The organism is Embleya sp. NPDC059237, from assembly GCF_042754105.1.
Lineage (GTDB): Bacteria > Actinomycetota > Actinomycetes > Streptomycetales > Streptomycetaceae > Embleya.
This window is the reverse complement of the sequence record NZ_JBHZAE010000025.1, coordinates 1-26,264: the sequence shown is the minus strand read 5'-3', so window position 1 is coordinate 26,264 and position 26,264 is coordinate 1. Positions and strand designations below refer to the sequence as shown.

Annotated in this window: 23 protein-coding genes and 1 CRISPR repeat array; of the genes, 17 read left to right on the top strand and 6 right to left on the bottom strand. The window is 71.9% G+C overall.

The window, feature by feature from the left end; genetic code table 11:
• Positions 1-100: 100 nt before the first annotated feature.
• The gene (locus ACFXKZ_RS46680; RefSeq protein ID WP_380012532.1) at positions 101-379 is read right to left on the bottom strand and encodes a hypothetical protein; all 279 of its coding nucleotides are present in this window, start codon (positions 377-379) and stop codon (positions 101-103) included.
• Positions 376-1,149 carry a PspA/IM30 family protein gene (locus tag ACFXKZ_RS46675; RefSeq protein WP_078977522.1) on the bottom strand — a complete coding sequence of 258 codons (774 nt, stop codon included), beginning with the start codon at positions 1,147-1,149 and terminating at the stop codon, positions 376-378. The genes ACFXKZ_RS46680 and ACFXKZ_RS46675 overlap by 4 nt, the downstream gene beginning before the upstream one ends.
• Positions 1,150-1,336: 187 nt before the next feature.
• Between ACFXKZ_RS46675 and ACFXKZ_RS46670 the strand changes: the two genes are divergently transcribed.
• From ACFXKZ_RS46670 to ACFXKZ_RS46660, 3 genes are all read left to right on the top strand, one after another.
• Positions 1,337-1,942 (top strand): DUF3043 domain-containing protein, encoded by a 606-nt coding sequence (locus ACFXKZ_RS46670; protein WP_380012529.1) that lies wholly within the window; start codon positions 1,337-1,339, stop codon positions 1,940-1,942.
• Entirely contained in the window at positions 1,939-2,709 is a 771-nt protein-coding gene (locus tag ACFXKZ_RS46665; RefSeq protein WP_380012526.1) for a class I SAM-dependent methyltransferase, read from the top strand. The genes ACFXKZ_RS46670 and ACFXKZ_RS46665 overlap by 4 nt, the downstream gene beginning before the upstream one ends.
• Before the next feature lie 119 nt (positions 2,710-2,828).
• On the top strand, positions 2,829-3,827 hold the full coding sequence (locus ACFXKZ_RS46660) for an aldo/keto reductase family protein (protein WP_380012523.1): 999 nt from the start codon (positions 2,829-2,831) through the stop codon (positions 3,825-3,827).
• Between the two features lie 72 nt (positions 3,828-3,899).
• Here the strand turns inward: ACFXKZ_RS46660 and ACFXKZ_RS46655 are convergent, their stop codons facing one another.
• Positions 3,900-4,106: a hypothetical protein gene (locus tag ACFXKZ_RS46655; protein WP_078977518.1), complete on the bottom strand. Its 207-nt coding sequence runs from the start codon at positions 4,104-4,106 to the stop codon at positions 3,900-3,902.
• Positions 4,107-4,198: 92 nt separating this feature from the next.
• Between ACFXKZ_RS46655 and ACFXKZ_RS46650 the strand changes: the two genes are divergently transcribed.
• The 4 genes from ACFXKZ_RS46650 (at position 4,199) to ACFXKZ_RS46635 (ending at position 9,368) form a co-directional block, all read left to right on the top strand.
• Positions 4,199-5,515 carry a bifunctional adenosylcobinamide kinase/adenosylcobinamide-phosphate guanylyltransferase gene (locus ACFXKZ_RS46650; protein WP_380012520.1) on the top strand — a complete coding sequence of 439 codons (1,317 nt, stop codon included), beginning with the start codon at positions 4,199-4,201 and terminating at the stop codon, positions 5,513-5,515.
• 370 nt (positions 5,516-5,885) lie between these two features.
• Positions 5,886-6,926, top strand: a complete 1,041-nt coding sequence (locus ACFXKZ_RS46645) for a nicotinate-nucleotide--dimethylbenzimidazole phosphoribosyltransferase (RefSeq protein WP_380012517.1) — start codon at positions 5,886-5,888, stop codon at positions 6,924-6,926.
• Complete coding sequence (locus ACFXKZ_RS46640; RefSeq protein ID WP_380012514.1) at positions 6,923-7,705, top strand: adenosylcobinamide-GDP ribazoletransferase; 783 nt, start codon at positions 6,923-6,925, stop codon at positions 7,703-7,705. The genes ACFXKZ_RS46645 and ACFXKZ_RS46640 overlap by 4 nt, the downstream gene beginning before the upstream one ends.
• Positions 7,706-7,862: 157 nt before the next feature.
• Positions 7,863-9,368: a leucyl aminopeptidase gene (locus tag ACFXKZ_RS46635; RefSeq protein WP_380012511.1), complete on the top strand. Its 1,506-nt coding sequence runs from the start codon at positions 7,863-7,865 to the stop codon at positions 9,366-9,368.
• Positions 9,369-9,480: 112 nt separating this feature from the next.
• Here the strand turns inward: ACFXKZ_RS46635 and ACFXKZ_RS46630 are convergent, their stop codons facing one another.
• A complete protein-coding gene (locus ACFXKZ_RS46630) occupies positions 9,481-9,804 on the bottom strand; it encodes a hypothetical protein (protein WP_380012508.1) in 324 nt (107 codons plus the stop codon).
• A 273-nt stretch (positions 9,805-10,077) separates the two neighbouring features.
• On the opposite strand from ACFXKZ_RS46630, the gene lpdA reads away from it, so the two are divergent.
• From lpdA to ACFXKZ_RS46610, 4 genes are all read left to right on the top strand, one after another.
• A complete protein-coding gene (gene lpdA, locus ACFXKZ_RS46625; RefSeq protein WP_380012505.1) occupies positions 10,078-11,466 on the top strand; it encodes a dihydrolipoyl dehydrogenase in 1,389 nt (462 codons plus the stop codon).
• 71 nt (positions 11,467-11,537) lie between these two features.
• A complete protein-coding gene (gene sucB, locus ACFXKZ_RS46620; protein WP_380012502.1) occupies positions 11,538-13,349 on the top strand; it encodes a 2-oxoglutarate dehydrogenase, E2 component, dihydrolipoamide succinyltransferase in 1,812 nt (603 codons plus the stop codon).
• Positions 13,350-13,474: 125 nt separating this feature from the next.
• The gene (locus ACFXKZ_RS46615) at positions 13,475-14,368 is read left to right on the top strand and encodes a TIGR01777 family oxidoreductase (protein ID WP_380012499.1); all 894 of its coding nucleotides are present in this window, start codon (positions 13,475-13,477) and stop codon (positions 14,366-14,368) included.
• Between the two features lie 336 nt (positions 14,369-14,704).
• Positions 14,705-15,958 (top strand): NAD(P)/FAD-dependent oxidoreductase, encoded by a 1,254-nt coding sequence (locus ACFXKZ_RS46610; protein WP_380012496.1) that lies wholly within the window; start codon positions 14,705-14,707, stop codon positions 15,956-15,958.
• Between the two features lie 13 nt (positions 15,959-15,971).
• Here ACFXKZ_RS46610 and ACFXKZ_RS46605 read toward each other — a convergent pair whose 3' ends face one another.
• On the bottom strand, positions 15,972-17,342 hold the full coding sequence (locus ACFXKZ_RS46605) for a regulator (RefSeq protein ID WP_380012493.1): 1,371 nt from the start codon (positions 17,340-17,342) through the stop codon (positions 15,972-15,974).
• A gap of 412 nt (positions 17,343-17,754) precedes the next feature.
• Between ACFXKZ_RS46605 and ACFXKZ_RS46600 the strand changes: the two genes are divergently transcribed.
• From ACFXKZ_RS46600 to ACFXKZ_RS46580, 5 genes are all read left to right on the top strand, one after another.
• On the top strand, positions 17,755-18,465 hold the full coding sequence (locus ACFXKZ_RS46600) for a hypothetical protein (protein WP_380012490.1): 711 nt from the start codon (positions 17,755-17,757) through the stop codon (positions 18,463-18,465).
• Positions 18,466-18,493: 28 nt separating this feature from the next.
• Positions 18,494-19,288 (top strand): lipoyl(octanoyl) transferase LipB, encoded by a 795-nt coding sequence (gene lipB, locus ACFXKZ_RS46595; RefSeq protein ID WP_380012487.1) that lies wholly within the window; start codon positions 18,494-18,496, stop codon positions 19,286-19,288.
• A 272-nt stretch (positions 19,289-19,560) separates the two neighbouring features.
• Complete coding sequence (gene lipA / locus ACFXKZ_RS46590) at positions 19,561-20,532, top strand: lipoyl synthase (RefSeq protein ID WP_380012484.1); 972 nt, start codon at positions 19,561-19,563, stop codon at positions 20,530-20,532.
• A 91-nt stretch (positions 20,533-20,623) separates the two neighbouring features.
• Positions 20,624-20,887, top strand: coding sequence for a hypothetical protein (locus ACFXKZ_RS46585; protein WP_380012481.1), 264 nt, complete (start codon positions 20,624-20,626; stop codon positions 20,885-20,887).
• A 153-nt stretch (positions 20,888-21,040) separates the two neighbouring features.
• Positions 21,041-21,727, top strand: coding sequence for a DUF4191 domain-containing protein (locus ACFXKZ_RS46580; RefSeq protein WP_078977506.1), 687 nt, complete (start codon positions 21,041-21,043; stop codon positions 21,725-21,727).
• A gap of 137 nt (positions 21,728-21,864) precedes the next feature.
• Here ACFXKZ_RS46580 and ACFXKZ_RS46575 read toward each other — a convergent pair whose 3' ends face one another.
• Positions 21,865-22,323 (bottom strand): RDD family protein, encoded by a 459-nt coding sequence (locus ACFXKZ_RS46575; protein WP_380012478.1) that lies wholly within the window; start codon positions 22,321-22,323, stop codon positions 21,865-21,867.
• Positions 22,324-22,569: 246 nt separating this feature from the next.
• On the opposite strand from ACFXKZ_RS46575, the gene glnA reads away from it, so the two are divergent.
• Positions 22,570-23,979, top strand: a complete 1,410-nt coding sequence (gene glnA / locus ACFXKZ_RS46570; protein ID WP_380012475.1) for a type I glutamate--ammonia ligase — start codon at positions 22,570-22,572, stop codon at positions 23,977-23,979.
• A gap of 795 nt (positions 23,980-24,774) precedes the next feature.
• Positions 24,775-26,085: direct repeats of the CRISPR family, unit length 29 nt; unit sequence GGGACCATCCCCGCGTGCGCGGGGAGCAG.
• Between the last annotated feature and the right edge of the window lie 179 nt (positions 26,086-26,264).

The following is a 26,264-nucleotide window of genomic DNA, read 5'->3' as shown; positions in this document are numbered from 1 at the left end:
GCCGGGCGGGCGCGGGCGGTGTACCCACGTGAGCGAGCGGTGTGTCCCGGAAACCCCGGGGCACACCGCCCACACGCAGCACGGAAGAGCGATGGTTCGGTCAGCCCGGGATCAGGCCGTCCGTACTCAACATCTTCCTGACCTCGTCCACATGCGCGTCCTCCGCCGGCAGCAGCAGGTCGGAGGGCACGATCTCGTCGTCCGGCACCGGGGCGCCGAGTTCGCGGACCCTGGACAAAAGCGCCGTCAGCCCCGCGCGAAAGGCGGCGTCGTCGCCACCCTCGATCGCGGCCTGAAGCTCGTTGTCGAGCCGGTTGAGCACATCGAGATGCTCCTCCGCGACGTCGAGCTGGCCCTCACCCACGATCCGCACGATCATGTGCCTTCTCCCTGCTTGTCGAACCGCGGCCGGGGCTGACCCGGGCCGATCGCCGGCGGCGGGGTGCCTCCGGACAACTCGGCCTTCATCCGCTCCAGCTCCAGTTCCACATCCGACGTGCTGGACAAACGCTCCAGCTCGGCGGTGATGTCGTCCTTCGCCATCCCGGTCGGGTCGTCGAGCGCGCCCGAGGCGAGCAGCTCGTCGATCGCGCCCGCACGGGCCTGCATCTGCGCGGTCTTGTCCTCGGCCCGCTGGATCGCGAGCCCGACGTCGCCCATCTCCTCGGAGATGCCGGCGACCGCGCCACCGATCCGCGCCTGGGCCTCGGCGGCCGTGTACGTCGCCTTGATCGTCTCCTTGCGGGTGCGGAAGGCGTCGACCTTGGCCTGCAGTCGCTGCGAGGCCAGGACGAGCTTCTCCTCCTCCGCCTGGAGGTTCTGGTGTTGGGTACCGAGGTCCGAGATCTGCTGCTGCACACCCGAGCGGCGCATCAGCGCCTCGCGGGCCAGATCCTCGCGACCGAGCGCCAGCGCCTTGCGGCCCTGGTCCTCGAGCTTGCCCGACTGCTGCTGCAGACCGGTCATCTGCAATTCGAGCCGCTTGCGGGAGGTCGCCACATCGGCCACACCCCTGCGCACCTTCTGCAGCAGTTCGAGCTGCTTCTGGTACGAGTAATCGAGCATCTCGCGTGGATCCTCGGCCTTGTCGAGGGCCTTGTTGGCCTTCGCGCGGAAGATCATCGCCATTCGCTTCATTACACCGCTCATGGGCCTCGCGTGCCCCCTTCGTAGGCAACCCGTGCTGCTCCCTGAAGCCTAAATGCCCAAGCGACCTTGTGGCAGCAGGGCTTTGCCTCACTTGACGTGTTCCCGCCCGCGAGAGTTCCGGATCGTCCTCGTGCCCGATTCGGGGAGCGTTGAAATCTCCCGCCCCTCGAACACGTAGGCTTTGACCGTGTTCCGACGACGTTCCCACGCAGAGCCCGAGACCGCCGAGCAGTCCCTGGAGCGTCTCCAGGGCGAGTCGGCCGTCCGGGACCCCCAGGCCCCGAAGGGCCGCCCCACGCCCAAGCGCTCCGAGGCGCAGGCCAACCGCAAGACCAAGGTGTCCGTCCCCAAGGACCCCAAGGCGGCGCGCAGGCAGGCCCGGCTGCGGATGCGCGAGGAGCGCGAGACGCAGCGCCAGGCGCTGCTCACCGGCGACGAGCGGGCGCTGCCGGCCCGCGACCGGGGGCCGCTGCGCCGGTTCGCCCGCGACTACGTCGACGCGCGCTACACGGTCGGCGAGTTCTTCCTGCCCTCGGCCGTGATCATCCTGATCCTGAGCATCCTGCCCAGCCTCGCGATCAAGAACTTCTCGCTCTTCCTGTGGATCGCGGTGATCCTGCTGATCATCCTCGACTCGGTCCGGGTCAACGTGGGCCTGAAGAAGGCGTTGCGGGCGAAGTTCCCGAAGGAGAACCTCAAGGGCGTCACCCCGTACGCGCTGATGCGCTGTCTCCAGCTCCGTCGGCTGCGGTTGCCCAAACCGCAGGTCAAACGAGGCGAGAAGGTCGCATGACGACGATCACCGGGCTGAGCGGCGACCTGCACACGCAGGTCCGCCGCGAGTTGGTGGCCCGCCAACTGGCCGAGCACATGACGAGCCTGCGCGACCGCGGTCCGCTGCGGGTGCTCGACGTCGGCTGCGGGCCGGCCTCGCCCGGCATCCTGCTCGCCCGTGCGGGACACATCGTCACCTCGGTGAACACCGACACCGACGTGCTCACGACACTGCACGAGGACCTGGCTCGGGAGTCGGCCGACGTGCAGGGGCGGATGCGGCTGGTCGAGGGCGACGGCGCCGAGGCCGGCCGGCACTTCCCGCCGGGCAGCTTCGACCTGGCCATCTGCCACGACGTGCTGGAGGCCCAGCCAGAGCCCGACGGCATGCTCGCCGCGCTGGCCCGGATGATGACGCAGGGCGGGCTGATCTCGGTCACCTCGCGCAACGCCGGCTCGCTGGCGATGCGCGCCGGTGCCGCGGCCCAGTGGACCGCGACGCTCAAGGGCCTGTCCGCGACCACGTACCCCAACCCGGCCGGCGGCACGCTGCGCGCGGACACCGTCGACGGGCTGTGCACGGTGCTCGCGGACCTGGGCGCGCCGGTCCTGGACTGGTACGGCGTGGGCGTCTTCAGCGGCCTCCAGCCCGACGACGCCGAGCCGCCGCGCGGCCAGAAGGCGTGGACGAACCTGCTCGCCTGCGAGGAGGACGCGTCGCGCCGCGACCCGTACCGCCTGATCGCGCCGGTCCTGCACCTGGTCGCCGAAAAGACCGTGCGCTAGGACGCGCCCGGGCTTCGGGGGGCGGGACGTCGTCGGAGGGGCCCGGTGTTCCGTCATGGGACGGGTGTGTCCGGTGATGCGGAAGATCGTCGCGCGGGTGTCCGACATAGGGTGTTCGCATGGACTTCCGACACCTCGGCCGCAGCGGTCTCGTCATCAGTGAGATCGCCTACGGCAACTGGCTCACCCACGGCTCCCAGGTGGAGGAGGACGCGGCACTCGCGTGTGTGCGGGCCGCGCTCGACTGTGGCATCACCACCTTCGACACCGCCGACGTGTACGCGGAGACGCGCGCGGAATCGGTGCTCGGCCGGGCGCTGAAGGGCGAGCGCCGCGAGGGCCTGGAGATCTTCACCAAGGTCTACTGGCCCACCGGTCCCGGTCGCAACGACCGGGGTCTGTCGCGCAAGCACATCCTCGAGGCGATCGACGGGTCGTTGTCGCGCCTGGGCACCGACTACGTGGACCTGTACCAGGCCCATCGCTTCGACTACGCGACGCCGCTGGAAGAGACCATGCTGGCCTTCGCCGACGTGGTCCGCGCCGGCAAGGCGCTGTACATCGGGGTCTCCGAGTGGACCGCCGAGCAGATCCGCGCCGCCGCCGAACTCGCCCGCGAGTTGCGGGTGCCGCTGGTCTCGAACCAGCCGCAATACTCGATGTTGTGGCGGGTGATCGAGGCCGAGGTGGTGCCGGCCTCGGAGGAGCTGGGGCTCGGCCAGATCGTCTGGTCGCCGATCGCGCAGGGCGTGCTCACCGGCAAGTATCTGCCGGGGCAGCCGCCGCCGGCCGGGTCGCGCGCCACCGACGACAAGGGCGGCCAGGACTTCGTCTCGCGGATGCTCACGGACGACGTGCTCACCCGTGTCCAGCAGCTGCGCCCGCTGGCCGACGAGGTCGGTCTCTCGCTCGCCCAGCTCGCCGTCGCGTGGGTCCTGCAGAACCCGAACGTGTCGGCCGCGATCATCGGCGCGTCCCGCCCGGAGCAGGTGCGGGAGAACGTCAAGGCGGCGGGTGTCCGGCTGGACGAGAGCCTGCTGACCAAGATCGACGTGATCCTCGACCCGGTGGTCAACCGCGACCCGGCGCTCACCCTGAGCCCGAGCACGCGTCCGTAGCCGAACCGCCGGAGGGCGCGGCCCTGGCCGCGCCCTCCGGCGTGTGCGATCGGCGCGGTCCGCCGCGCGGGGTCAGCCCTCGGCCGCGCGCAGACTCATGTGTTCGTAGACGACGGCGTCGTCCTCCAGCAGGCTCACCTGCTCGATGCCCGCCGCGAGCAGGTCCTTCCAGGTCTCGCCGAGCCAGCTCTCGGCGTCCGACTGGTTGGTGAAGTCCTCGGCCTCCGGGCCCTCGACGGGGGCACCGTCCGCGTCCTCATACCGCCACACCCACGACATGTCGGGCTCCTCATCTCGGATCTCGGACCGTCAAAAGACCTGCACAGTAGATCAAGCCCACCCACCTCATAGCCAGGAGCTCGACGACACCCATGGAGCTGACGCTGCTCGGCACGGCCGGTCCCAAGGGCTGGCCCCAGCCGTTCTGCACGTGTGCCTCGTGCCTGGGGTGCACCGGACCGGCGGTGCGCGGACCCGCGTGCGTGCTGCTCGACGGCACGCTGCTGCTCGACTGCGGGCCGGAGCCCGCGCACGCCGCCGCGCGGGCCGGATACCCGCTGACCGGGGTGCGACGGTTGTTGCTGAGCGGTCCGGCCGAGGCCGCGCCGCTGGCCTGGCTGCCCGCGGCGGGGCTCGACGAGGTGGCCGCGCCGTCCGCGCCGCCGGCCTGGTTGCCGGCGCCCTCGGCGGGCGGGCCGCGGTGGCGACGGGTCGCGGCGGGTGACACGTTCGAGGTGGACGGTCGGCGAATACGGGTGTTGCCCGGCGGGACTCCCGGGCGAGTCGCCTACGAGGTCATCGGAGCCGACGGCACGCGGCTGCTGTACGTGCCGCCCTCGACGCTGCCGCCGGAGGCCGAGGCCGGCCGGGCCTGGACGCGCGAGGGCGGGCACTACGACGTGGTGTTGCTCGACGTGGTGTCGTGGCCGGAGCGGCTGGCCACGCTGCGTCGCGACGGCGCGGTCACCGAGGACACCGACGTGCTGGCGATCCACCTGTCGCACGAGTCGCCGCCGGGCGAGGAGTTGCACCGCCGGTTGGCCGCGTGGGGCGCTCGCGCGGTGCCGGACGGCGGTGTGGTGCGAGTCGGCGCCGACCCCTCGCCGAGGCCGCGTCCGCATCGCACCCTCGTCCTGGGCGGGGCCCGCTCGGGCAAGTCGGCGGAGGCCGAACGGCGCCTGGCGGCCTGTCCGGACGTGCTCTACGTGGCGACCGGTGGCACCCGGGAGGGCGATCCGGAGTGGGCCGAGCGAGTCGCGCTGCATCGTGATCGCCGACCGGACACCTGGGGCACCGCCGAGACGGTGGAGCTGACCGCGCTGCTCACGAAGGCGCGTCGGCCGCTCTTGGTGGACTGCCTGTCGTTGTGGCTGACCGCGGTGATGGACGCGCACGGCGCGTGGGACGACGACGCGTGGGCGGACGGCGGCGCGCGCGAGGCGGTGCGGGCCGACGTCGCGGCGCTGGCCGCCGCGTGGCGGGCGTGCCGCGTCCCCGTGGTCGGGGTGAGCAACGAGGTGGGCAGCGGGGTGGTGCCGGCAACCCCCGCCGGCCGCCGATTCCGCGACGAACTGGGCCGCCTCAACGCGACGATCGCGGCGGAATCCGACGAGGTCCTGCTGGTCGTGGCGGGTCAGGTCCTCACGTTGCGCACCCTCCCGAGCCAAGCCGAACACGCCGCCTCCTGACGCCAACCGCGGAGACCCGCGAAGCGAGCGAGGGGGCAGGCGGGCAGGCGGGCAGGCGGGCAGGCGAGCAGGCGAGCAGGCGGGCAGGCGAGCAAGCCGGCAAGCGGGCGGGCAGGCGGGCGAGCGGGCAAGCCGGCAAACGGGCGGGCAGGCGGGCGAGCGGGCAAGCGGGCGGGCGGAAGCGGGACCGCGGCCGGGGCTTCGTGAGGACTCGCAACGGCCCCGAGCGGGCTTGTGGGGCGGGATCGGTGGGCCCCTGCGCCGTATGACCGCAGGCTTCGGGCGCAACGCAACGGGTGGAGCGGGTGGGTAAACCGACCCGAGCCCACCGAAGCGCAACCACCGCGCCGACGACAACTACCCTGACCAGGTGACAATCGACCTCGACTCCCTGGCCGCACAGGTGGAGCGCCCGGACGACGACGCCCGCGCACGCGTCCGTACACACCTGGCAGACCTCGCGGGCGCCCCGAGCGCGTACGGCCGACTCGAAGAGCTCGCGATCCGGTACGCCTCGATCCGGGGCGGCAAGACCACCGCGCCCATCGGCGCCCCCCGCGTGGTGCTGTTCGCCGCCGACCACGGCGTAGTCGCGCACGGGGTGTCGGTCCGCCCGCCCGGCTGGACCGCGCGCGAGGTGCGGGCCACCCTCGCCGGCACCACGCCCGCGGCCACGTTCGCCGCCGCGCTCGACACGCCGATCCGGGTCGTCGACATCGCCGTCGACACCGAGCCCGACGCCTTCCCCGAGCCGATCGCGCGCCACCGGATCCGGCGCGGTTCCGGCGCGCTGGACAGCGCGGACGCGCTCGCTCCCGGCGAGGCCGAGGCGGCGTTTCGGGTCGGGACCGAGATCGCCGACGCCGAGATCGACTCCGGCGCCGACGTACTGCTCCTGGGCTCCCTGGGCGCGGCGGCCACCACCCCGGCGGCCGTCCTGATCGGCGCGCTCACCGGCATGGACGCGGCGGCGGTGATCGGCCGCGGCTCCGGCATCGACGACGCGACCTGGATCCGCAAGTGCGCCACCATCCGCGACGCGCTGCGCCGGGCCCGGCCCGTGCTCGGCGACCCGATGCGGCTGCTCGGCGTCAGCGGCGGGGCCGACTTCGCCGCGATGACCGGATTCCTGCTCCAGTGCTCGGTCCGCCGCACGCCGGTGCTGCTCGACGACGTCTCCACCGCCGCAGCGGCCCTGGTCGCCCAGCGGATCTCCTACCGCGCGCCCGACTGGTGGCTGGCCGGCCACGTCACCCCCGAGCCCGGCCACGTCAAGGCGCTGGATCGGCTCGCCCTCGAACCGGTCCTGGACTACCGGGTCCGCGGCGGCGAGGGCGTCGGCGCGCTGCTCGCGCTCCCGGTGCTGCGCGCGGCCGTCGACCTGGTGGCCCGGGTGCAGCCCACCCCGTGAGCGCCGGTACCACCTCGGCCGGGCTGCGCCTGGCGTTCGGCATCCTGTCGGTGATCCCGGTCGAGGTGGCGCGGGTGGACCGCCCGGTGGCCGGCCGCGCAATGGCCTGCGCACCGCTCGTCGGCCTGGTCCTGGGCGGCCTCGCCGCGGGTGTCCTGGCCCTCGCCGAATGGGCCGGCACCGGCGCGTTCACCGCCGCCGCGCTCGCCGTCGCCACCCTGGCCCTGCTCACCCGAGGGCTGCACCTGGACGGCCTGGCCGACACCGCCGACGGCCTGGGCTCGGCCAAGCCCGCCCCGGACGCGCTGCGCGTGATGAAGGCGTCCGACATCGGCCCGTTCGGCGTGCTCGCTCTGCTCTTCCTGGTCCTGATCGAGATCGGCGCGCTGAGTCGGCTCGGGCAGCACGGCGGCGGATCGGCCGCAGCCGCCCTGGTGTTCGCGGTGGTCACGGGTCGGGTCGCGCTGTCGATCGCGTGCGGCCGGGGCGTACCGTCGGCACGTCCCGACGGACTCGGGGCGATGGTCGCCGGCACCGTCGGGCGCGGCGTGCTGCTCGCCTGGTCGCTCGTCCTGGTCGCCGGCGCCGGCCTGTACGGCCTCGTCCGGGACCCGGCCGAGGCACTGCGCGCGCTGGGCGCGGCGATCGCCGGACTCACCGCCGCCGCCCTGCTGTTGCGGCACACCACGCGCCGATTCGGCGGCATCACCGGTGATGTGCTGGGCGCCGTCGTGGAGACCGCCGGCTGCGTCGCGCTGGTGGTCCTGTCCACTGGCTGAGACGTTTGCCGGGAAGGCGTGAAATGCTGAGGGCGAACGTATCTTCCATACGGCTCGTCACCGCTCGACGAGGCATCCCGAGCAAGGATCGCCGCGTCGGTGCCCCACCGATCGTGCGGGCACTCAGCACCTCCGAGAGATGAGAGACAGGACACTCGTGACCACACTGAGTATCGGCTCCACCGCGGCCCTTTCCCTGCGCGCCGACGTTCTCGTGATCGGCGCCGTCAAGGGCAAGGACGGCGCCGTCCTGGCCGAGGGCGCCGAAAGCGTCGACGCGGCGCTCGACGGCCGGCTCACCGCCACCCTGTCCGCCGTCGACGCCACCGGGGCCGAGGGCGAACTACACCGGGTGCCGACGTTCGGCGCGGCCAAGGCCCCGCTCGTGCTGGTCGTCGGCCTGGGCGAGCAGCCCGCCGACGGCTTCGCGCACGAGACGCTGCGCCGCGTGGGCGGCACCGTGGCGCGGGCGCTCGCGGGCGTCAAGAAGGCCGGTGTGGCGCTGCCGTTGGCCGGTGCGGAGGCGGTGGGTGCGTTCGGGGAGGGCGTGCTGCTCGGCGCGTACTCCTTCGAGACCTACCGGGAGAAGTCGCGCGAGGGCCGCAAGGACGCGGTCAAGGACGTCGTGCTGCTCGGCCTGAAGGCCAACAAGGCGGTCAAGGCCGCCGCGGAGCGCGCCGCGATCACCGCGGAGAGCGTGAACCACGCCCGCGACCTGGTCAACACCCCGCCGAACGACCTGAACCCGAAGGACTTCGCCGCGATCGCGGTGGACACCGGCAAGAACGCCGGCTTCAAGGTCGAGGTGCTGGACGACAAGGCGCTCGCCAAGGGCGGCTTCGGCGGCATCCTCGGCGTCGGCCAGGGTTCGGCCAACAAGCCGCGCCTGGTCCGCCTGGGCTACACGCACCCCAAGGCCAAGCGCACCATCGCGCTGGTCGGCAAGGGCATCACCTACGACTCGGGCGGCATCTCGCTCAAGCCGGCCGGGTCCAACGAGACGATGAAGATGGACATGGGCGGCGCGGCGGCCGTCCTGGGCGCGGTCACCGCGGTGGCCCGGCTCGGCCTCGAGGTCAACGTGACCGGCTGGCTGGCGCTGGCGGAGAACATGCCCTCCGGCACCGCGATCCGCCCCGGCGACGTGCTGCGGATGTACGGCGGTCGCACCGTCGAGGTGCTGAACACCGACGCCGAGGGCCGCCTGGTGCTCGCCGACGCGATCACGCGCGCGTGCGAGGAGTCGCCGCAGATGCTGATCGACGTGGCCACGCTGACCGGCGCGATGATGGTCGCCCTGGGCAACGACATGTACGGGATCATGGCCAACGACGACACCTTCCGCGACGCGGTGTACGACGCGGCGACGCGGGCGGGCGAGCAGGCCTGGCCGATGCCGCTGCCGGCCGACATGCGCAAGCAGATGGACTCGCCGATCGCGGACCTGAAGAACATGGGCAACTCGCGGATGGGTGGCGGCCTGATCGCCGGCATCTTCCTCCAGGAGTTCGTCGCCGAGGGTGTGCACTGGGCGCACCTGGACATCGCGGGCCCGGCGTTCCACGAGGGCGAGGCCGGCGGCTACCGGGCCAAGGGCGGCACGGGCGTCGCGGTGCGTTCGCTGCTCCAGGTCGCGCAGGACGTGGCGGACAACCGGATCTGACCCGGACGCGGACGGCGGTCCGGTCCGGCCGGGGCACGCAGGCGCCCCGGCCGGACCGGCCGTACCGCGCCGGCGTGCGCCTCACCCGCGCACGGCGCGGCGGCGGATCGGGTCAGGAACCGCCGCCGGACTGCCGTCGGGTCCACTCGCGCATGCGCTTGGGGTAACCCACCAGGGCCGCCTCGTACACCGGGATGCCGAGCTTGCGCGCGAGGGAGCGCGCCGCCGCGGGGTCGGCGACCCGGCGCCGGGTCCACTCCCCCGTGTCGGCGATGAACACCACGGTCGTGCCGCTCAGCGTGGTCACCGGTTCGATGTACGCCTCGACACCCTTGCGGCTGCGCGCGAATTCGCTCAGGTGGTCGGCCGTCGCGGCGGCCTGCTTACGATCGGGCGCGTCCGTGCCGGTACCGCGTTTGCGTCGGAACAGCCCCACGGGGATTTCCTTCCTGTCGTTCGCGCGTTCGCCCGCGTCCGTCCTGCGCGGACGCCGGGATCGTGCCGGAACAACGAGTCACGAGGGTGTGTTGTGCCCCCGACCCGCCATTTCGGTGCGGCCCCTGTGGGACAGGCAACACCGGGGCGGAGTGCTCGGCTGCCTCCGACAAGTGGGAGGATGTTGTACCGGCACTTGAGACCTTCCACAAGAAGGGGGTGCCGCCCGCCGCGTACCGCGCGGGTCGGCATCGCAATCACAGGAGGACGTGACGTGGCGAACGACGCCGGAGCCGTTTTCGATGTAGTCATTCTCGGCGGCGGGAGTGGCGGCTACGCGTGCGCCCTGCGCGCGGCCGAACTCGGTATGCGCGTCGTCCTCGTCGAAAAGGGCAAGCTCGGCGGCACGTGTCTGCACAACGGCTGCATCCCGACCAAGGCGCTGCTGCACGCCGGCGAGGTCGCGGACCAGACGCGCGAGAGCGAGCAGTTCGGCGTCAAGTCGACCTTCGACGGCATCGACATCGCCGCGGTGCACGCGTACAAGGACGGCGTCGTTTCGCGCCTGTTCAAGGGCCTGACCGGGCTGATCGCGAGCCGCAAGATCACCGTCGTCGAGGGCGCCGGGAAGCTTGTGTCGCCGACCGCGGTCGAGGTGAACGGGCAGCGCTACGAGGGTCGACACGTGGTACTGGCGACCGGCTCGGTGCCGAAGTCGCTGCCGGGCCTGGAGGTCGACGGCAACCGCGTGATCAACAGCGACCACGCGCTCGTGCTGGACCGGGTCCCGCAGTCCGCGGTGGTGCTGGGCGGCGGCGTGATCGGCGTCGAGTTCGCCAGCGCCTGGAAGTCCTTCGGTGTGGACGTGACCATCGTCGAGGCGCTGCCGCACCTGGTCGCCCTGGAGGACGAGGCGAGCAGCAAGCTCCTGGAGCGCGCCTTCCGTCGTCGCGGCATCAAGTTCGAACTCGGCGCGCGCTTCTCCGGTGTCGAGTACACCGACGCGGGCGTTCGGGTCTCGCTGGAGAACGGCAAGCAGATCGAGGCCGAGTTGCTGCTCGTCGCCGTCGGCCGCGGCCCCGTCTCGGCGGGCCTGGGCTACGAGGAGGCCGGCGTCGCGATGGACCGCGGCTACGTCCTGGTCGACGAGTACTGCGCCACCAACGTGCCGACGATCTCGGCCGTGGGCGACCTCATCCCCACCCTTCAGCTCGCCCACGTCGGTTTCGGCGAGGGCATTTTGGTCGCCGAGCGGATCGCCGGGTTGAACCCGGTGCCGATCGACTACGCGGGTGTGCCGCGCGTGACCTACTGCGACCCGGAGGTGGCCTCGGTCGGCCTCACCGAGGCGCAGGCGGTCGAGCGTTACGGCTCGGACAAGCTCGCGTCGATCAGCTACAGCCTCGGCGGCAACGGCAAGAGCCAGATCCTCAAGACGACCGGCCAGGTCAAGGTCGTCTCGGTCAAGGACGGCCCGGTCGTCGGCATCCACATGGTCGGCGCCCGGATGGGCGAGCTGACCTCGGAGGCCCAGCTGATCTACAACTGGGAGGCCCTGCCGGCCGAGGTCGCCCAGCTCATCCACCCGCACCCGACGCAGTCCGAGGCGCTTGGCGAGGCCCACCTCGCGTTGGCGGGCAAGCCTCTGCACGTCCACGACTGACGACGCGCCCCCTATCGCGCCCCGTCATCCAAGACCCACGCCTTGAAGCGTTGAGAAGGAGTCATTGACCCATGCCGGTCTCCGTAACACTGCCCGCGCTCGGCGAAAGCGTGCAGGAGGGCACCATCACCCGCTGGCTGAAGCAGGAGGGTGAGCGCGTCGAGCTGGACGAGCCCCTGCTCGAGGTCTCGACCGACAAGGTCGACACCGAGATCCCCTCCCCCGCCGCGGGCATCCTGGTGTCGATCAAGGCCCAGGAAGACGACACGGTCGACGTCGGCGCCGAACTGGCCGTGATCGACGACGGCTCAGGGGCTGCGGCTCCGGCCGCCGCGCCGGCTCCGCAGGAGGCCGAGGCTCCGGCGCCGGCCGCGCCCGCGCAGGCTGCTCCGGCCGCCGAGGCACCCGCCGCACCCGCCGCTCCGGCCGCGCAGGAGCCCGCCCAGGCTCCGGCCGCGCCCGCCGGCGACGCGCAGGGCACCCCGGTGCTGCTGCCCGCGCTCGGCGAGAGCGTGCAGGAGGGCACCATCACCCGCTGGCTGAAGCAGGAGGGTGACACGGTCGAGGCCGACGAGCCGCTGCTCGAGGTCTCGACGGACAAGGTCGACACCGAGATCCCGTCGCCGGTCGGCGGCGTGCTGCTGAAGATCAAGGTCGCCGAGGACGAGACGGTGGAGGTCGGCGCCGAGCTGGCCGTCATCGGCGCGCCCGGTGCGGCTCCGGCGGCGGCGCCCGCTCCGGCGGCTGCGGCTCCGGCTCCGGCGGCTGCTCCGGCCACCGCGCCGGCCCAGGCCGCGGCGCCCGCTCCGGCTCCGGCTCCCGCCGCGGCTCCGGTTCAGGCGCCCGCGCCGAAGCCGGCTCCGACGCCCGCGCCGGCTCCCGCTCCGCAGGCCGCCGCCCCGGCGGCGCAGCTCGCCCCGCCGGCCGAGGCCGACGGCGCGTATGTCACGCCGCTGGTGCGCAAGCTCGCCGCCGAGCACAACGTGGACCTGGGCGCGATCGAGGGCACCGGCATCGGTGGCCGCATCCGCAAGCAGGACGTCCTGGAGACGGCCCGCAAGCAGCAGGCGGCCCAGGCCGCTGCGGCTGCCTCGGCTTCGGCCGCGGCTCCCGCCGCCGCTCCGGCCGCCAAGGCCGCGGCGCCGATCGAGCCGTCGCCGCTGCGCGGTCGGACCGAGAAGTTGTCGCGGATGCGCACGGTGATCGCCAAGCGCATGGTCGAGTCGCTGCAGACCTCGGCCCAGCTGACCACCGTCGTCGAGGTGGACGTCACCAACATCGCCCGCCTGCGCGACCGGGCCAAGAACGACTTCGTGGCCCGCGAGGGCGTCAAGCTGTCGTTCATGCCGTTCTTCGCCAAGGCGGCGGTCGAGGCGCTCAAGGTCCACCCGGTCCTGAACGCCTCGATGGACCTGGACGCGGGCACGGTCACCTACCACGACGCCGAGCACCTGGTGATCGCGGTGGACACCGACCGCGGTCTGATGGTCCCGGTCATCCACAACGCGGGTGACCTGAACATCGCGGGCCTGTCCCGGAAGATCTCGGACCTGGCGGAGCGCACCCGCACCAACAAGGTCAGCCCCGACGAGCTGGCCGGCGGCACGTTCACGCTGACCAACACCGGTTCGCGCGGCGCGCTGTTCGACACGCCGATCTTCCCGCAGCCGCAGGTCGCGATGCTCGGCACGGGCGCGGTCGTCAAGCGCCCGGTCGTGGTCAACGACCCGACGCTCGGCGAGGTCATCGCGGTGCGCTCGATGGTGTACCTGGCCCTGTCCTACGACCACCGTCTGGTGGACGGCGCGGACGCGGCCCGCTTCCTGCAGACGGTGAAGACCCGTCTCGAGGAAGGCGCCTTCGAGGGCGACCTCGGCCTGTAGGCAGCCCAGCCGGCTGCGGGCACCCGCCTGTAGGCAGCCGGCGACACGCACGACCCGAAGGCGGTTCGGACCCCGGTCCGGGCCGCCTTCGCCATGTTCGGCGACGGGTGGGCGAGGATGCTCCCATGCGTATCGCCGTCACCGGCTCGTCCGGCCTCGTGGGTTCCGCTCTCGTCCGCTCGCTCGCCGCCGACGGCCACGAGGTGGTCCGGCTGGTCCGCCGGGCCCCCCGCGGGCCCGACGAGGTGCGCTGGGACCCGCACGGCGGCACGGTGGACACCGCCGCGCTCGGCCCGGTGGACGCGGCGGTGCATCTGGCCGGCGCGGGCATCGGGGATCGGCGCTGGACGGCCGCGTACAAGCGCGAACTCCGGGACAGCCGGGTCCTGGGCACGGCGGCCGTCTCCCGCGCGCTGGCGGCCCTGCGACCGGCGCCGCGGGTACTGCTGTCCGGCTCCGCGATGGGCTACTACGGCGACACGGGCGAGCGCGAGGTGGACGAGTCGTCCCCGCCCGGGACCGGCTTCCTGGCCGACCTGTGCACGGAGTGGGAGGCGGCCACCACGCCCGCCGTCGAGGCCGGCATCCGAGTCGCCCACCTGCGCACCGGCCTGGTGGTCTCCCGCTCCGGCGGCGCGTGGGGCCGGATGTTCCCGCTGTTCCGGGCCGGCCTCGGCGGCCGACTCGGCTCGGGCCGGCAATACTGGAGCTTCATCTCCCTGACCGACGAGGTGGCCGCGATCCGCCACGTCCTGGACCACCCGACCCTGTCCGGCCCGGTCAACCTGACCACCCCGCACCCGGTCACCAACGCCGAGGCCACCAAAGCCATGGGCCGGGCCCTGCACCGCCCCACCTTCCTCGCGGTCCCCCCATTCGCCCTGCGCATCGCCCTCGGCGACTTCGCCAAGGAAATCCTCACCGGCCAACGCATGGTCCCCAGGGCCCTCCTGGACTCCGCCTTCACCTTCGAACACCCCACCATCGACACCGCGATCGCCGCCGCCCTCGACGGCTGAGTCCCGACGTCACGTCCGGCACGCTCGTCGACAGGTGGACGCCCTGCTGTTGCCCGTCGGACAACCGGTGTTGGTCGGTGCGCTCCTTCGGGCTTTTGGTGGGTATGACCCGTAGGCGATGAAACCGACCGGGCCTTCGAGGGGTATGACCCGTAGGCGATGAAACCGACCGGGCCTTCGAGGGGTATGACCTGTAGGCGATGAAACCGACCCGGTTTTCGAGGGGTTGACCTGTAGGCGGTGAGACCGACCCGGCTTTCGAGGGGTACGACCTGTAGGCGATGAAACCGACACCGCGGCGTGGGTGGTCGTGGGCTGGGGGACGGGAGGACGATCGTGGTCGACGTGCGCCGTACCGAGGTGATCGTGGTGGGGGCCGGGTTGGCCGGCTTGAGCGCGGCACGGACCGTGGCCGCGGCCGGGGTGCCGGTCACCGTGCTGGAAGCGGGCGATCGACCCGGGGGGCGGGTGCGGACGGATGTCGTGGACGGCTTCCGGGTCGACCGCGGCTTTCAGTCGCTGACCACCTCCTGGCCCCAGGTGCGCCGGCAACTCGATGTCGCCGCACTGGGGTTGCGCGCGTTCCAGCCCGGTGTGCTGTTGTACGAGGACGGCCGCACGCAGCGGATCGGCGACGTGCACCGGGTCCGGGACGCGATCGGCGGGCTGCGCAACGGCAGCGGCACCGACCGGGCGCGGCTGGCCGCCCTGCTCGCCCGGACCGCGTCCGCCCCGGTGGCGCGGGTGTTCGGCGCCGCCGAGACGGCCGCCGCCGATGCGCCGGTGTTGCGCGCGCTGCCGCCCGAGCTGACCCGGCGGACCCTGCGCCCGCTGCTGGCCGCGCTGTTGCACGATCCCGAGCTGCGCTCGTCCAGCCGGTTCGCCGAGCTGATGCTCCGGTCCTTCCTGCGCGGCCGGGTGGCGCTGCCCGCCCGGGGCATGGCGGCGGTGCCGACCCAGCTCGCGGCGGCCCTGCCGGCGGGCGTGGTGCACTACGGCGTGCGCGTGTCGTCCGTCTCGGCCGATCGTGTACTGACCGACCTGGCGGGCGAGATCCGGGCCCGCGCGGTGATCGTGGCCACCGATCCGAGTACGGCGGTGGCGCTGCTGCCGGGTCTGCGGATGCCCGCGTTCCACCCGGTGACCACGCTGTACCACGTGGCCCGAGGCGCGCCCCGGGCCGACGCGTCGCTGCTCGTGGAGGCCGACGCCCGCAGCCCGTTCGCGCACACGACGGTGGTCAGCCAGGTCGCCCCCACCTACGCGCCGGACCGCCGGGCGCTGATCGCCACCACCGTGCTCGGGCACGACGGCTCGGAGCCGGCCAAGCTCGAACTACGGGTCCGCGAACGGCTCGCGGTCGTCCACGACACGCCCACCACCACGTGGGCACACCTGACCACCTGTCACATCCCGCAGGCCGTCCCGGTCGTCGAGCCCGGCCACAACTTCCGCCGACCGGTCCGGCTGATCGGCGGCCTGTACGTCTGCGGCGACCATCGCGACTCCAGCTCCATCCAGGGCGCCCTGGCCTCCGGTCGCAGAGCGGCCCGCTCCGCCCTCGCCGACCTGGGCGCCCTCGCGGCCTGACCCGCCGCGCCGCTCAGGCCGTGCGGACGAAGCAGCCCGACCGCGCCTCGAATTCGCGTACCGCCGGCACGTCCCGATACGGCGCCAACCGATGGGTGAACTCGCGTACATAGTCCACCGCCCGCGACGACCGCAGCCCCTCCGCCTGTTCGGTCGCCTCCGCCTCCACCCGGCATGCCTGCTCCACCTCGCCCAGCTCCAGCAACGCGGTGGCCAGGATCGTCTGGCAGAACAACCGGCTGCGCGCGTACTCGCTCCCGCGCAGCCGCAACGAACGCTCGGCGTATTCGCGCGCCTTGTCGTAGTCCTCCAAGTCCCGGTAGCAGTGCGCGTGATCGTCGGCCAACTGGGCCTCGTTCATGAACGCGACCCACTCCGGCTCGTCGTCCCCGGACGTGACGCACTCCAACGCCTGCTCGGCCCGCAACAGCGCCGCCCCGCACGCCCGCGCGTCGCCGAGCAGGCCGTGTCCGCGCGCCTCGACCGCGTGGAAGAGCGCGCGCACCCGGGGCGTGGCCGCCGCCGACGCGCCCTGCTGGGCGACCCGCGCCAGCTGTACCGCCTCGCGCCCGTGCCCGAGGTATACCGCCTGCCGGCTCATCGTGGACAACACGAACCCACCGAGCGCCCGATCCCCCGACGCCTGGGCCAGCCGCAGCGCCTGGACGAAATAGCGCTGCGCCATCCCGTGCACGCCCACGTCGTACGCCATCCAGCCGACCAGGCGGGTGAGCGTGGCCGCCGCGCCGAACAGCGCGCTGCCGGTGCGCGAGTCGTAGGTCCCGCGCAGTATCGCGGTCACCTCGGTGTCGAGGTAGCGCACCAGCGCCTGCCGGCCGTGCCCCCCGCCGAACGAGTTGTCCAACCGCCGGAACGCCTCGCCGACCGCCCGCACCGCGGCCACGTCGCCGAGGCCCACGCGGTCCCCGTCCTGCCGCGCCGGCCGCTCGTCGCCGGCGCCGATCAGCCAGTCCCGGCTGGGCACCACCAGCGCCCCGGGTGTGAACGCGGCCTCCACCAGGGCGGATCGCTGCGCCGAGTCGGCCTGCCACATGCCGGTGACGATCTCGACCGCCTCGGGCGGACCGGACGCGTACTCCAGCCCGGCGTAGTCCGGCCGGCATCCGGCCATGCCCAGATCCTCGGCGCTGAGTTTGCGGCCGAGTCGTTGGGTGAAGACCTCCGCGAGCAGTATCGGCACGATCCCGCGCGGATGTTGGCCCCGCAGCCAGCGTGCCACTGAGGTCTTGTCGTACCGGAGATCGATGCCCTGTTCCGCACCGAGTTGGTCAACGCGTCGGGCCAGACCGGCATGCGAGAAGCCGGCTTCCTCGACAAGCGCCGCCAGCCGGTGATTGGGGCGCCGCTCGACCCTGGCTGCCATGGAGATGAACGCCTCCCGCTGGTGCGGTGGTTCGGGTGTGGGTGGGTGATCGCGCGAGAATCTAGCGATTTCTGGAGCGCTACAACCCGAACGCTCACAACAATGACCCTTTCGAGTTACGCCCGAAGGACCCGTCGGGATGGGGCGAATTCGCCCCGAGGAAGCCCCGGTTCGGCCAAGTTCGGCAAAACCTGCCGAATCGGCGACACGGATCCACCGCGCTGTCACCAGCTGCCGCCGCTTGCGATGCGCGTAGCGGTGGTGGAACATGCGCGAGGCAGTTCACCCGTTGGGGTGATCGACTTCCGCGCGGCCGACGTCCGCGCGGACGCGCCTCGGGGGCGTCGGGCCACATCGGCCGGAGTGTCCGGGAATCGCGAGCCGCCCGCGACCAGGCGAAGGAAACGCACGCGTGACCCGGCAATCGGACGACACCGCCCGCGGGATCGTGATCCCCCTCGCCGCGGTCGCGATCGTCTGCCTGCTGCTCACCAGCGGGGTCTTCCTGTTCGCCGGACTCGGCGACTCGGATCGGGGCGACGCCCCGGTCTCGCTCGACCGGAACCTGCCGCTGCCGGCGCCCGCGTTCCCGCTGCCCGGCACCGCCGCGGCGAGCCCGGGCGCGGGTACGGCCACCGCCACGGGCCCGCCGACGACCGCGAGCGCGACACGGTCGGCGACCCGCTCCCCGTCCGCCTCGGCGAGCGCCAACCCCGGGGCGAGCGCGACCGCGACCCGCTCCAGCGCGCCGCCGGTCCCGCCCGTCCCGCCGCCGCCCGCCACCACCGGCCCCGCGGACATCTCCGTCGACGCCACCGTGACCGACTCCGGCTGGGGCGCCGACGGCACCGTGGTGATCACCAACCGCACCCCGCGCCCGCTGCCCGCCTGGGACCTCACGCTCACCACGTCGGGCCGGCAGAGCGGCTTCACCATGCTCTACGGCGAGGACATGCGCACCAGCACCGATCGCGGCGTCGCGACCGCCCGCGGCCGGGGACCGCTGGCGCCCGGGGCGAGCGTGGTGATCGAGTTCGGCCTGTACGGCCGGGTCGAGGCGATCAGCTGCACCTTCACCGGCGTGACCTGCCGAGTCCGCGGCCTCGACGCCGGTCGCGGGTGACGTTCGACCCCGTCGTACGCTGGTGGGCGTGACCAGCTTCTTGCGATTCGTGCACCTGGGCCTCGGCGCCGACGCCGTTCCGTACGAGGCTGCCTGGGAGGAACAGCGCCGCGTGCACGAGCAGGTGGTGAGCGGCGAAATCGGCGACACCTGTCTGCTCCTGGAACACCCCGCGGTCTACACCGCCGGCCGCCGTACCGACCCCTCCGAGCGCCCGATGGACGGCACGCCCGTGGTCGACGTCGACCGCGGCGGCAAGATCACCTGGCACGGTCCCGGCCAGCTCGTCGGCTACCCGATCGTGCGCCTGCCCGAGCCGGTCGACGTGGTTGCGCACGTGCGTCGGATGGAGGAGGCGCTGATCCGGGTCTGCGCCGACCTGGGTCTGGAGACCACCCGGATCGAGGGACGCAGCGGCGTGTGGGTCCTGGGCGACGCGGTGCCGCAGCGGGCCGCCCCGACCGGCGGCCTCGACCTGCGCCTGGACAGCCGGCTCACGGCCGTGCCCGACCCGCGCCTGCACCCGGAGTTCGACCCGCGGCTGGCCGGTCCGGAGTACGCGCCCTCCAACGCGGGGCAGCGCGGCGACGACCGCAAGCTCGCGGCGATCGGCGTCCGGGTCTCGCGCAAGGTCACCATGCACGGCTTCGCGATCAACTGTGACGCCGACATGACCTACTACGACCGCATCGTGCCGTGCGGCATCAAGGACGCCGGGGTCACCTCGCTCAGCCGCGAACTCGGCCGCGAGGTCACCGTCGCCGAGATCCTGCCGCTGGCCGAGCGGCACCTGGCCGACGTCTTCGCCCGGATCCCGGCGTGATGCGAGCCGCGTGAGGCGAGCCGCGTAGCGGGCACACCGCGTGACGCGCACCGCACCGCACGACCCGCGCCGCGTGACGCACGCCTCGCCCCGGACCCGACCACCGGGGAATCCACCCGGGTTCGTCCCGGTTGCCACTTGACGGGGCGTCCGGAGCCCCGATCCGCTCGGCGTACTCTGGACGTACCGCCCCACCACGGGCCCGTCCCATCCTGTCGGGCCCACTGCGGTCTGTCCCGCCCGCAGGCCGACCCGAGAAGAGGGAGTCGCGCGTGTCCGCTGTCGCACCCGACGGCCGCAAGCTGCTTCGCCTGGAAGTCCGCAACGCCGAGACTCCCATCGAGCGCAAGCCTTCGTGGATCAAGACCCGGGCGAAGATGGGCCCCGAATACACCGAGCTCAAGCAACTCGTGAAGCGCGAGGGGCTGCACACGGTGTGCGAGGAAGCGGGCTGTCCCAACATCTACGAGTGCTGGGAAGATCGCGAGGCGACCTTCCTGATCGGCGGCGACCAGTGCACCCGGCGCTGCGACTTCTGCCAGATCGACACCGGCAAGCCCGCCGAGTTGGACCGCGACGAGCCGCGTCGGGTGGCCGAGTCGGTCCAGGCGATGGGTCTGAAGTACGCCACGGTCACGGGCGTGGCCCGCGACGACCTGCCCGACGGCGGCGCGTGGTTGTACGCGGAGACCGTCCGGCAGATCAAGGAGCTGAACCCGGGCACCGGCGTCGAGCTGCTGATCCCGGACTTCACCGCGCAACCGGACCAGTTGGCCGAGGTGTTCTCCTCGCGCCCCGAGGTGCTGGCGCACAACATCGAGACCGTGCCGCGCATCTTCAAGCGCATCCGGCCCGGCTTTCGCTACGAGCGCTCGCTCGACGTGATCAGCCAGGCCAGGGCGGCGGGTCTGGTCACCAAGTCCAACCTGATCCTGGGCATGGGCGAGGAGCGCGCCGAGATCAGCCAGGCGATGCAGGACCTGCACGACGCCGGCTGCGAACTGCTGACCATCACGCAATACCTGCGGCCGAGCGTGCGGCACCACCCCGTCGAGCGCTGGGTGAAGCCGGAGGAGTTCGTCGAGCTGAACGAGGAGGCCGAGGAGATCGGCTTCGCGGGCGTGCTCTCCGGACCCCTGGTCCGCTCGTCGTACCGCGCGGGTCGGCTGTACCGCCAAGCCCTGGAGGTGCGCGAGACGCGCGCCGCGTCGGCCGAAGGTGCGCAGAGTTTCACCTCGGTGTGACCCGGGCGCCATCATCGGGCAACACAGTGTCGCGAGAGTCGGTCGTGGTGCGGCCGAAGCTCGCATCGAGCACAGCTAGGGGGACGACCTCATGCCAGACACGCAGCAGGACAACGTCTCGGTGCTGCGCGGCGCGTTCGATCGCGGCCTCGCCGCACGCCGGGCCACCGTCGGCCGGGTCTTCCGGGCCGTCGAGACCGTCCTGATGTTCGAGGGTGGTCAGCGCACCGCCCGCCGCAACGCGTGGGCGGCCGTGTGCGCCGACCGCAGCCGCGCCCGGGCCCGCGCCGAAGCCTCCGACATCCTGGCCCGGCTGGCCCCGGTCAAGCAGGCACCGGGCGCCGGCTCGCGCTAGGGCCGCGCGGGGCCGGTCGGCCCGTGATTCGGCCGTCCTCGCGGGATGGATTTCCCGCCGGACGGCCGAATCGCCGCGCCTTCGGCGGGAAGGTCGCGACAAGCCGGCGCCAGGCATTGTCCCCGGTGGACGGCACGCCAGTATCCTTTTCACATGGCGAGCAAGGAACCATCCGAGAAGAGCGGCCGGCTGAAGCAGATCCGGCTCGCCTACCAGCAGACGAAGAAGGCCGATCCGTGGGTCGGCTTGATTGTGGCGGCCTGGGGCCTGGGCGTATTCGCAGTACTCCTGGCCATCGGCTTCTGGTGGGGACATCCGATCTACCTGGGCATCTTCGGTGCCCTCGTGGGTCTGCTCGCGGCGGCCTTCATCTTCGGACGCAGGGCCGAGAAGTCGGTGCTCGGCCAGATGGAGGGCCAGCCCGGCGCCGCGTTGGCGGTCATGCAGTCACTCAAGCGTGGCTGGGTCGTGACCCCCACCGTGGCCATCACCCGCAACCAGGATGTCGTACACCGCGCCGTGGGTCGCCCCGGCATCATCCTGGTGGGCGAGGGTCAGACAGGTCGTGTGACGCGACTGTTGGCCGATGAGAAGAAGCGCATGTCCCGACTGGCGGCGAACACCACGGTGCACACGATCATCGTCGGCAACGACGAGGGTCAGGTCCCGCTGCTCAAGCTCCAGCGGCACATCATGAAGCTGACCCCGACCATGGCCAAGCCCGAGGTCGCGCAGGTCAACGACCGGCTGCGGGCGGTCGGCGACCTGATGAAGAACATGCCGGTGCCCAAGGGCCCGATGCCGAAGGGCGCGCGCATGCCGCGCGGCCCGCGCGGCTGACCCACTCCGGCGCCACGCACCCGCGCGACACCCGCGCCCGTCCCCCGTTCGACGCGAGAGCGGCGGCGATCCGAACCCGGATCGCCGCCGCTCTCTTCTGTCTCTTCTGTTTCGGAGCACGGATGTCGCAGGAGGGCCTAAGCCCGGACCACCGCCGTGCCGACCGCCTTGTCGTGGAAGCCGCGCCCGTCCCGGTCGTAGATGGCCGGCGGGATCACCAGGCACAACAGGAACGTCCGCACCACGACCGCGAGCGGCAGCAGCGAACCGCGGGTGACCGAGACCACCCGGATGCCCATGATCCGCTTGCCCAGGGTCCAGCCGAGCGTGCTCACCAGGAGCAGGTTCTCCACGGCGAACACGCCGAGCGTGCCCCAGCTGGTGCCGACCGCGTTGAGCTTGCCGCCGCCCAGGAAGGACAGCGCGATGACGTAGCAGATGCCCCAGTCGATGACCAGGGCAAGGAGCCGGCGCCCGGTCGGCGCCAGTGAATTGGGTCCGTCCTCGGGCAACCCGAGACGCTTGCCGCGGTAGGCGAATTCGTCGTCCGCCGCCCCGGAGGCCTGGGTCCGCGATGCGCTCGTGTTCTCGTCCACCCCTCCAAAGTAGACGAGCCGGGCCGATTCACCCGCCCCGGGGGTGGGCATACGGGTGGCCGATCACGGGCACGCATCCAGGCAAACCGGCTAGACCGTACGGGTGGGTGCGTAACATCCCGGAAACACGAGGGACACCGACGGGAAACCGCTCGCGCCTACCTTCATGGCCTAGTGGCCACCGGGGAGGAGGCCGCTCCCCGCGAACGCAACTACCCGCGCCTGGCGCCGGGTCGAGGAGGATTGATGTTCAACAACGCCGAAGAGGTGTCGCGATACATCGCCGACAACGACGTCAAGTTCGTCGACGTTCGTTTTTGCGACCTGCCTGGCGTGATGCAGCACTTCACGGTTCCGGCGAAGACCTTCGACCCGAGTGAGACGCTGGCCTTCGACGGATCCTCGATCCGCGGCTTCCAGGCGATCCACGAGTCGGACATGGCGCTTCGCCCGGACCTGTCCACGGCGCGACTCGACCCGTTCCGCAAGGACAAGACGCTCAACATCAACTTCTTCATCCACGACCCGCTGACGGATGAGGAGTACAGCCGCGACCCGCGCAACGTCGCGAAGAAGGCCGAGCGCTACCTCGCCGGCACCGGCATCGCCGACACGGCGTACTTCGGCCCCGAGGCCGAGTTCTACGTGTTCGACAGCGTGCGCTTCGCGACCGGCGCGAACGAGTCCTTCTACCACATCGACTCCGAGGCGGGTGCCTGGAACACCGGTGCGGAGGAGAACAACCGCGGCTACAAGGTCCGCTACAAGGGCGGCTACTTCCCGACCCCGCCGGTCGACCACTTCGCCGACCTGCGCGCGGAGATCTCCCTGGAGCTGGAGGCGGCGGGTCTGGAGATCGAGCGTCAGCACCACGAGGTGGGCACCGCCGGCCAGGCCGAGATCAACTACAAGTTCAACACGCTGCTCGCGGCGGCCGACGACCTGATGCTGTTCAAGTACATCGTCAAGAACGTCGCGTGGCGCAACGGCAAGACCGCGACCTTCATGCCGAAGCCGATCTTCGGCGACAACGGCTCGGGCATGCACTGCCACATGTCGCTGTGGGCCGACGGCTCGCCGCTGTTCTACGACGAGCAGGGCTACGCGGGGCTGTCGGACACCGCCCGCTACTTCATCGGCGGCCTGCTCAAGCACGCCCCGTCGCTGCTGGCCTTCACCAACCCGACGGTGAACTCGTACCACCGCCTGGTCCCGGGCTTCGAGGCGCCGGTCAACCTGGTCTACTCGCAGCGCAACCGCTCGGCCTGCATCCGCATCCCGATCACGGGCAGCAACCCGAAGGCCAAGCGCGTCGAGTTCCGCGTCCCGGACCCGTCGGCCAACCCGTACCTGGCCTTCGCCGCCCAGCTGATGGCCGGCCTCGACGGCGTCAAGAACAAGATCGAGCCGCTGGAGCCGGTCGACAAGGACCTGTACGAGCTGGCCCCCGACGAGCACCAGGCCGTCCCCCAGGTCCCCGGCACCCTCGCCGAGGTCCTCGACGCCCTGGAGGCCGACCACGAGTACCTCCTCGAAGGCGGCGTCTTCACCCAGGACCTGATCGACACCTGGATCGAATACAAGCGCACCAAGGAAATCGACCCGGTCCGCCTGCGCCCCCACCCCCACGAGTTCGAGCTCTACTTCGACATCTAAACCCCCCGAGAGCGGCCCCGCCGCCCTCCCGAAGACAAGGCCGTCGACCGCTGCCATCACGCGGTCGGCGGCCTTCTTCATGCACTCGTCGCCCGCGGACATGAGGTGGGTACAGATCCGGCGTGTGAAACCGGGATCGGCGTGCCCCAGATACTCGGGCAAGCACCCGGATGTTCTCACCCACGTCCACCACGACAACGACGCAGTGGCGCCAAAGCGTATGCATCCCCCGCTCCGAGACTCCACGCACCACTCGCCCTCGGCCGGCATCCCGATGACGCCGGCCTTGGCGAGCGCGGACTTCCAGATGTGCCCACAACACCGGCGGCACCCGCGGGCGCCGCATCCCCAGCCCCGTCGTCGCCTGCCACATCGCCGCCGTCGGGCACCTTCTCGATCAGGCGTCTTGTCTTGAACGCCGTACGCCGCCCACCCGTCCATCGGGACGGTGCCGCGCACTGCGGAGGTTGTCCGAGGCTCCAATCCACGCCGGGACTCCCGGGCGAAGCCGTCGTGGGCCGCCACCTCGGTGCTGTCGCATCCGCTCTCACCGGACGGGTCACTCATCACCCGCACCGCCTCCTCCACGAGCACCGGATCGGATCGATGCGCATTCGCAGCGGGTCCGCGTAGGGCGGCGCAGTCTCGAGCCCCCACACCCAGGCCGCCCAGGTCGGCCCATGCTACGTCGAGCCGGCGCTGCAACTCGCGGTAACGCCCATGCACGTCCCACCACTCCGTGATCGCCCAATACCCGGCCCGGCCTTACCCCTTCTGCACATGACGGAGTCTGTAGGGACCAGCCCCGCGTGCGCGGGGAGCAGATTGCGCTGATCGACGTCAACGGCGCGCCCCTGGGACCATCCCCGCGTGCGCGGGGAGCAGATTGCGCTGATCGACGTCAACGGCGCGCCCCTGGGACCATCCCCGCGTGCGCGGGGAGCAGGGACGGATGCACGTGCACGTCAGCCCGATCGAGGGACCATCCCCGCGTGCGCGGGGAGCAGTCGACCACGATCGCCGGCCAGTACCGGCAGCAGGGACCATCCCCGCGTGCGCGGGGAGCAGCAAATGCGGCCCGGGGACGTGATCGGATTCGCGGGACCATCCCCGCGTGCGCGGGGAGCAGCCCCTCGATCAGCGGCAGCCTCCTGGCGCGCGAGGGACCATCCCCGCGTGCGCGGGGAGCAGACGACGGCCTACCAGCATGTCCTGGAGGCCATGGGACCATCCCCGCGTGCGCGGGGAGCAGCGCTCCTTGTGGTTCGTCGCCACAGAGGCCGCGGGACCATCCCCGCGTGCGCGGGGAGCAGGCGTCGCCGGCCGCCTTGTTCGCGGCGTCGGTGGGACCATCCCCGCGTGCGCGGGGGGCAGGATCACGGTGCGGATCATGGTCGTGCCTCCCTGGGACCATCCCCGCGTGCGCGGGGAGCAGAACTTCCTCGCCATGGTGGTCGACGCCTCGGTGGGACCATCCCCGCGTGCGCGGGGAGCAGGCGTCGAGGTCGGCCTTCGTGCGGCATGGGCCGGGACCATCCCCGCGTGCGCGGGGAGCAGAAGACCTTCACCGCGCTGACCCTGGCGCAGACGGGACCATCCCCGCGTGCGCGGGGAGCAGAACGCGAACGGTGAACGCGACTCCGCCAGCGGGGGACCATCCCCGCGTGCGCGGGGAGCAGGGTGAGACCGGATCCGCCCTGTTCCCGGGCCTGGGACCATCCCCGCGTGCGCGGGGAGCAGCCGTATCCGGTGCCGGTGACGCACAGCACGCGGGGACCATCCCCGCGTGCGCGGGGAGCAGTTTGACTCGATCATGCAAATTTTCGGCGGGGCGGGACCATCCCCGCGTGCGCGGGGAGCAGTCGAGCCGCGTACTCAAATCATTGATGGCCTTGGGACCATCCCCGCGTGCGCGGGGAGCAGTGGCTAGCGGCCTCCAAACCCGCCTAGGGCCGGGGACCATCCCCGCGTGCGCGGGGAGCAGCCTGACCCGCCGCCAGGCGCTTTACCTCGTCAGGGACCATCCCCGCGTGCGCGGGGAGCAGTGGCTAGCGGCCTCCAAACCCGCCTAGGGCCGGGGACCATCCCCGCGTGCGCGGGGAGCAGGGTCCGATGAATATGGCTGGGATTCGGATGTCGGGATGAGGTGCCCTTGATCTTCCGGACAGCGACCCGCGTAGGGTTGTAGGAAACCGGAAAGAGAAAGCACGTGCCGAAGAGATATACACAGCAGTTCAAGGACGAAGCCGTTCGCCTGGTGCTGGACGGCCCCCGTCCGATCATCC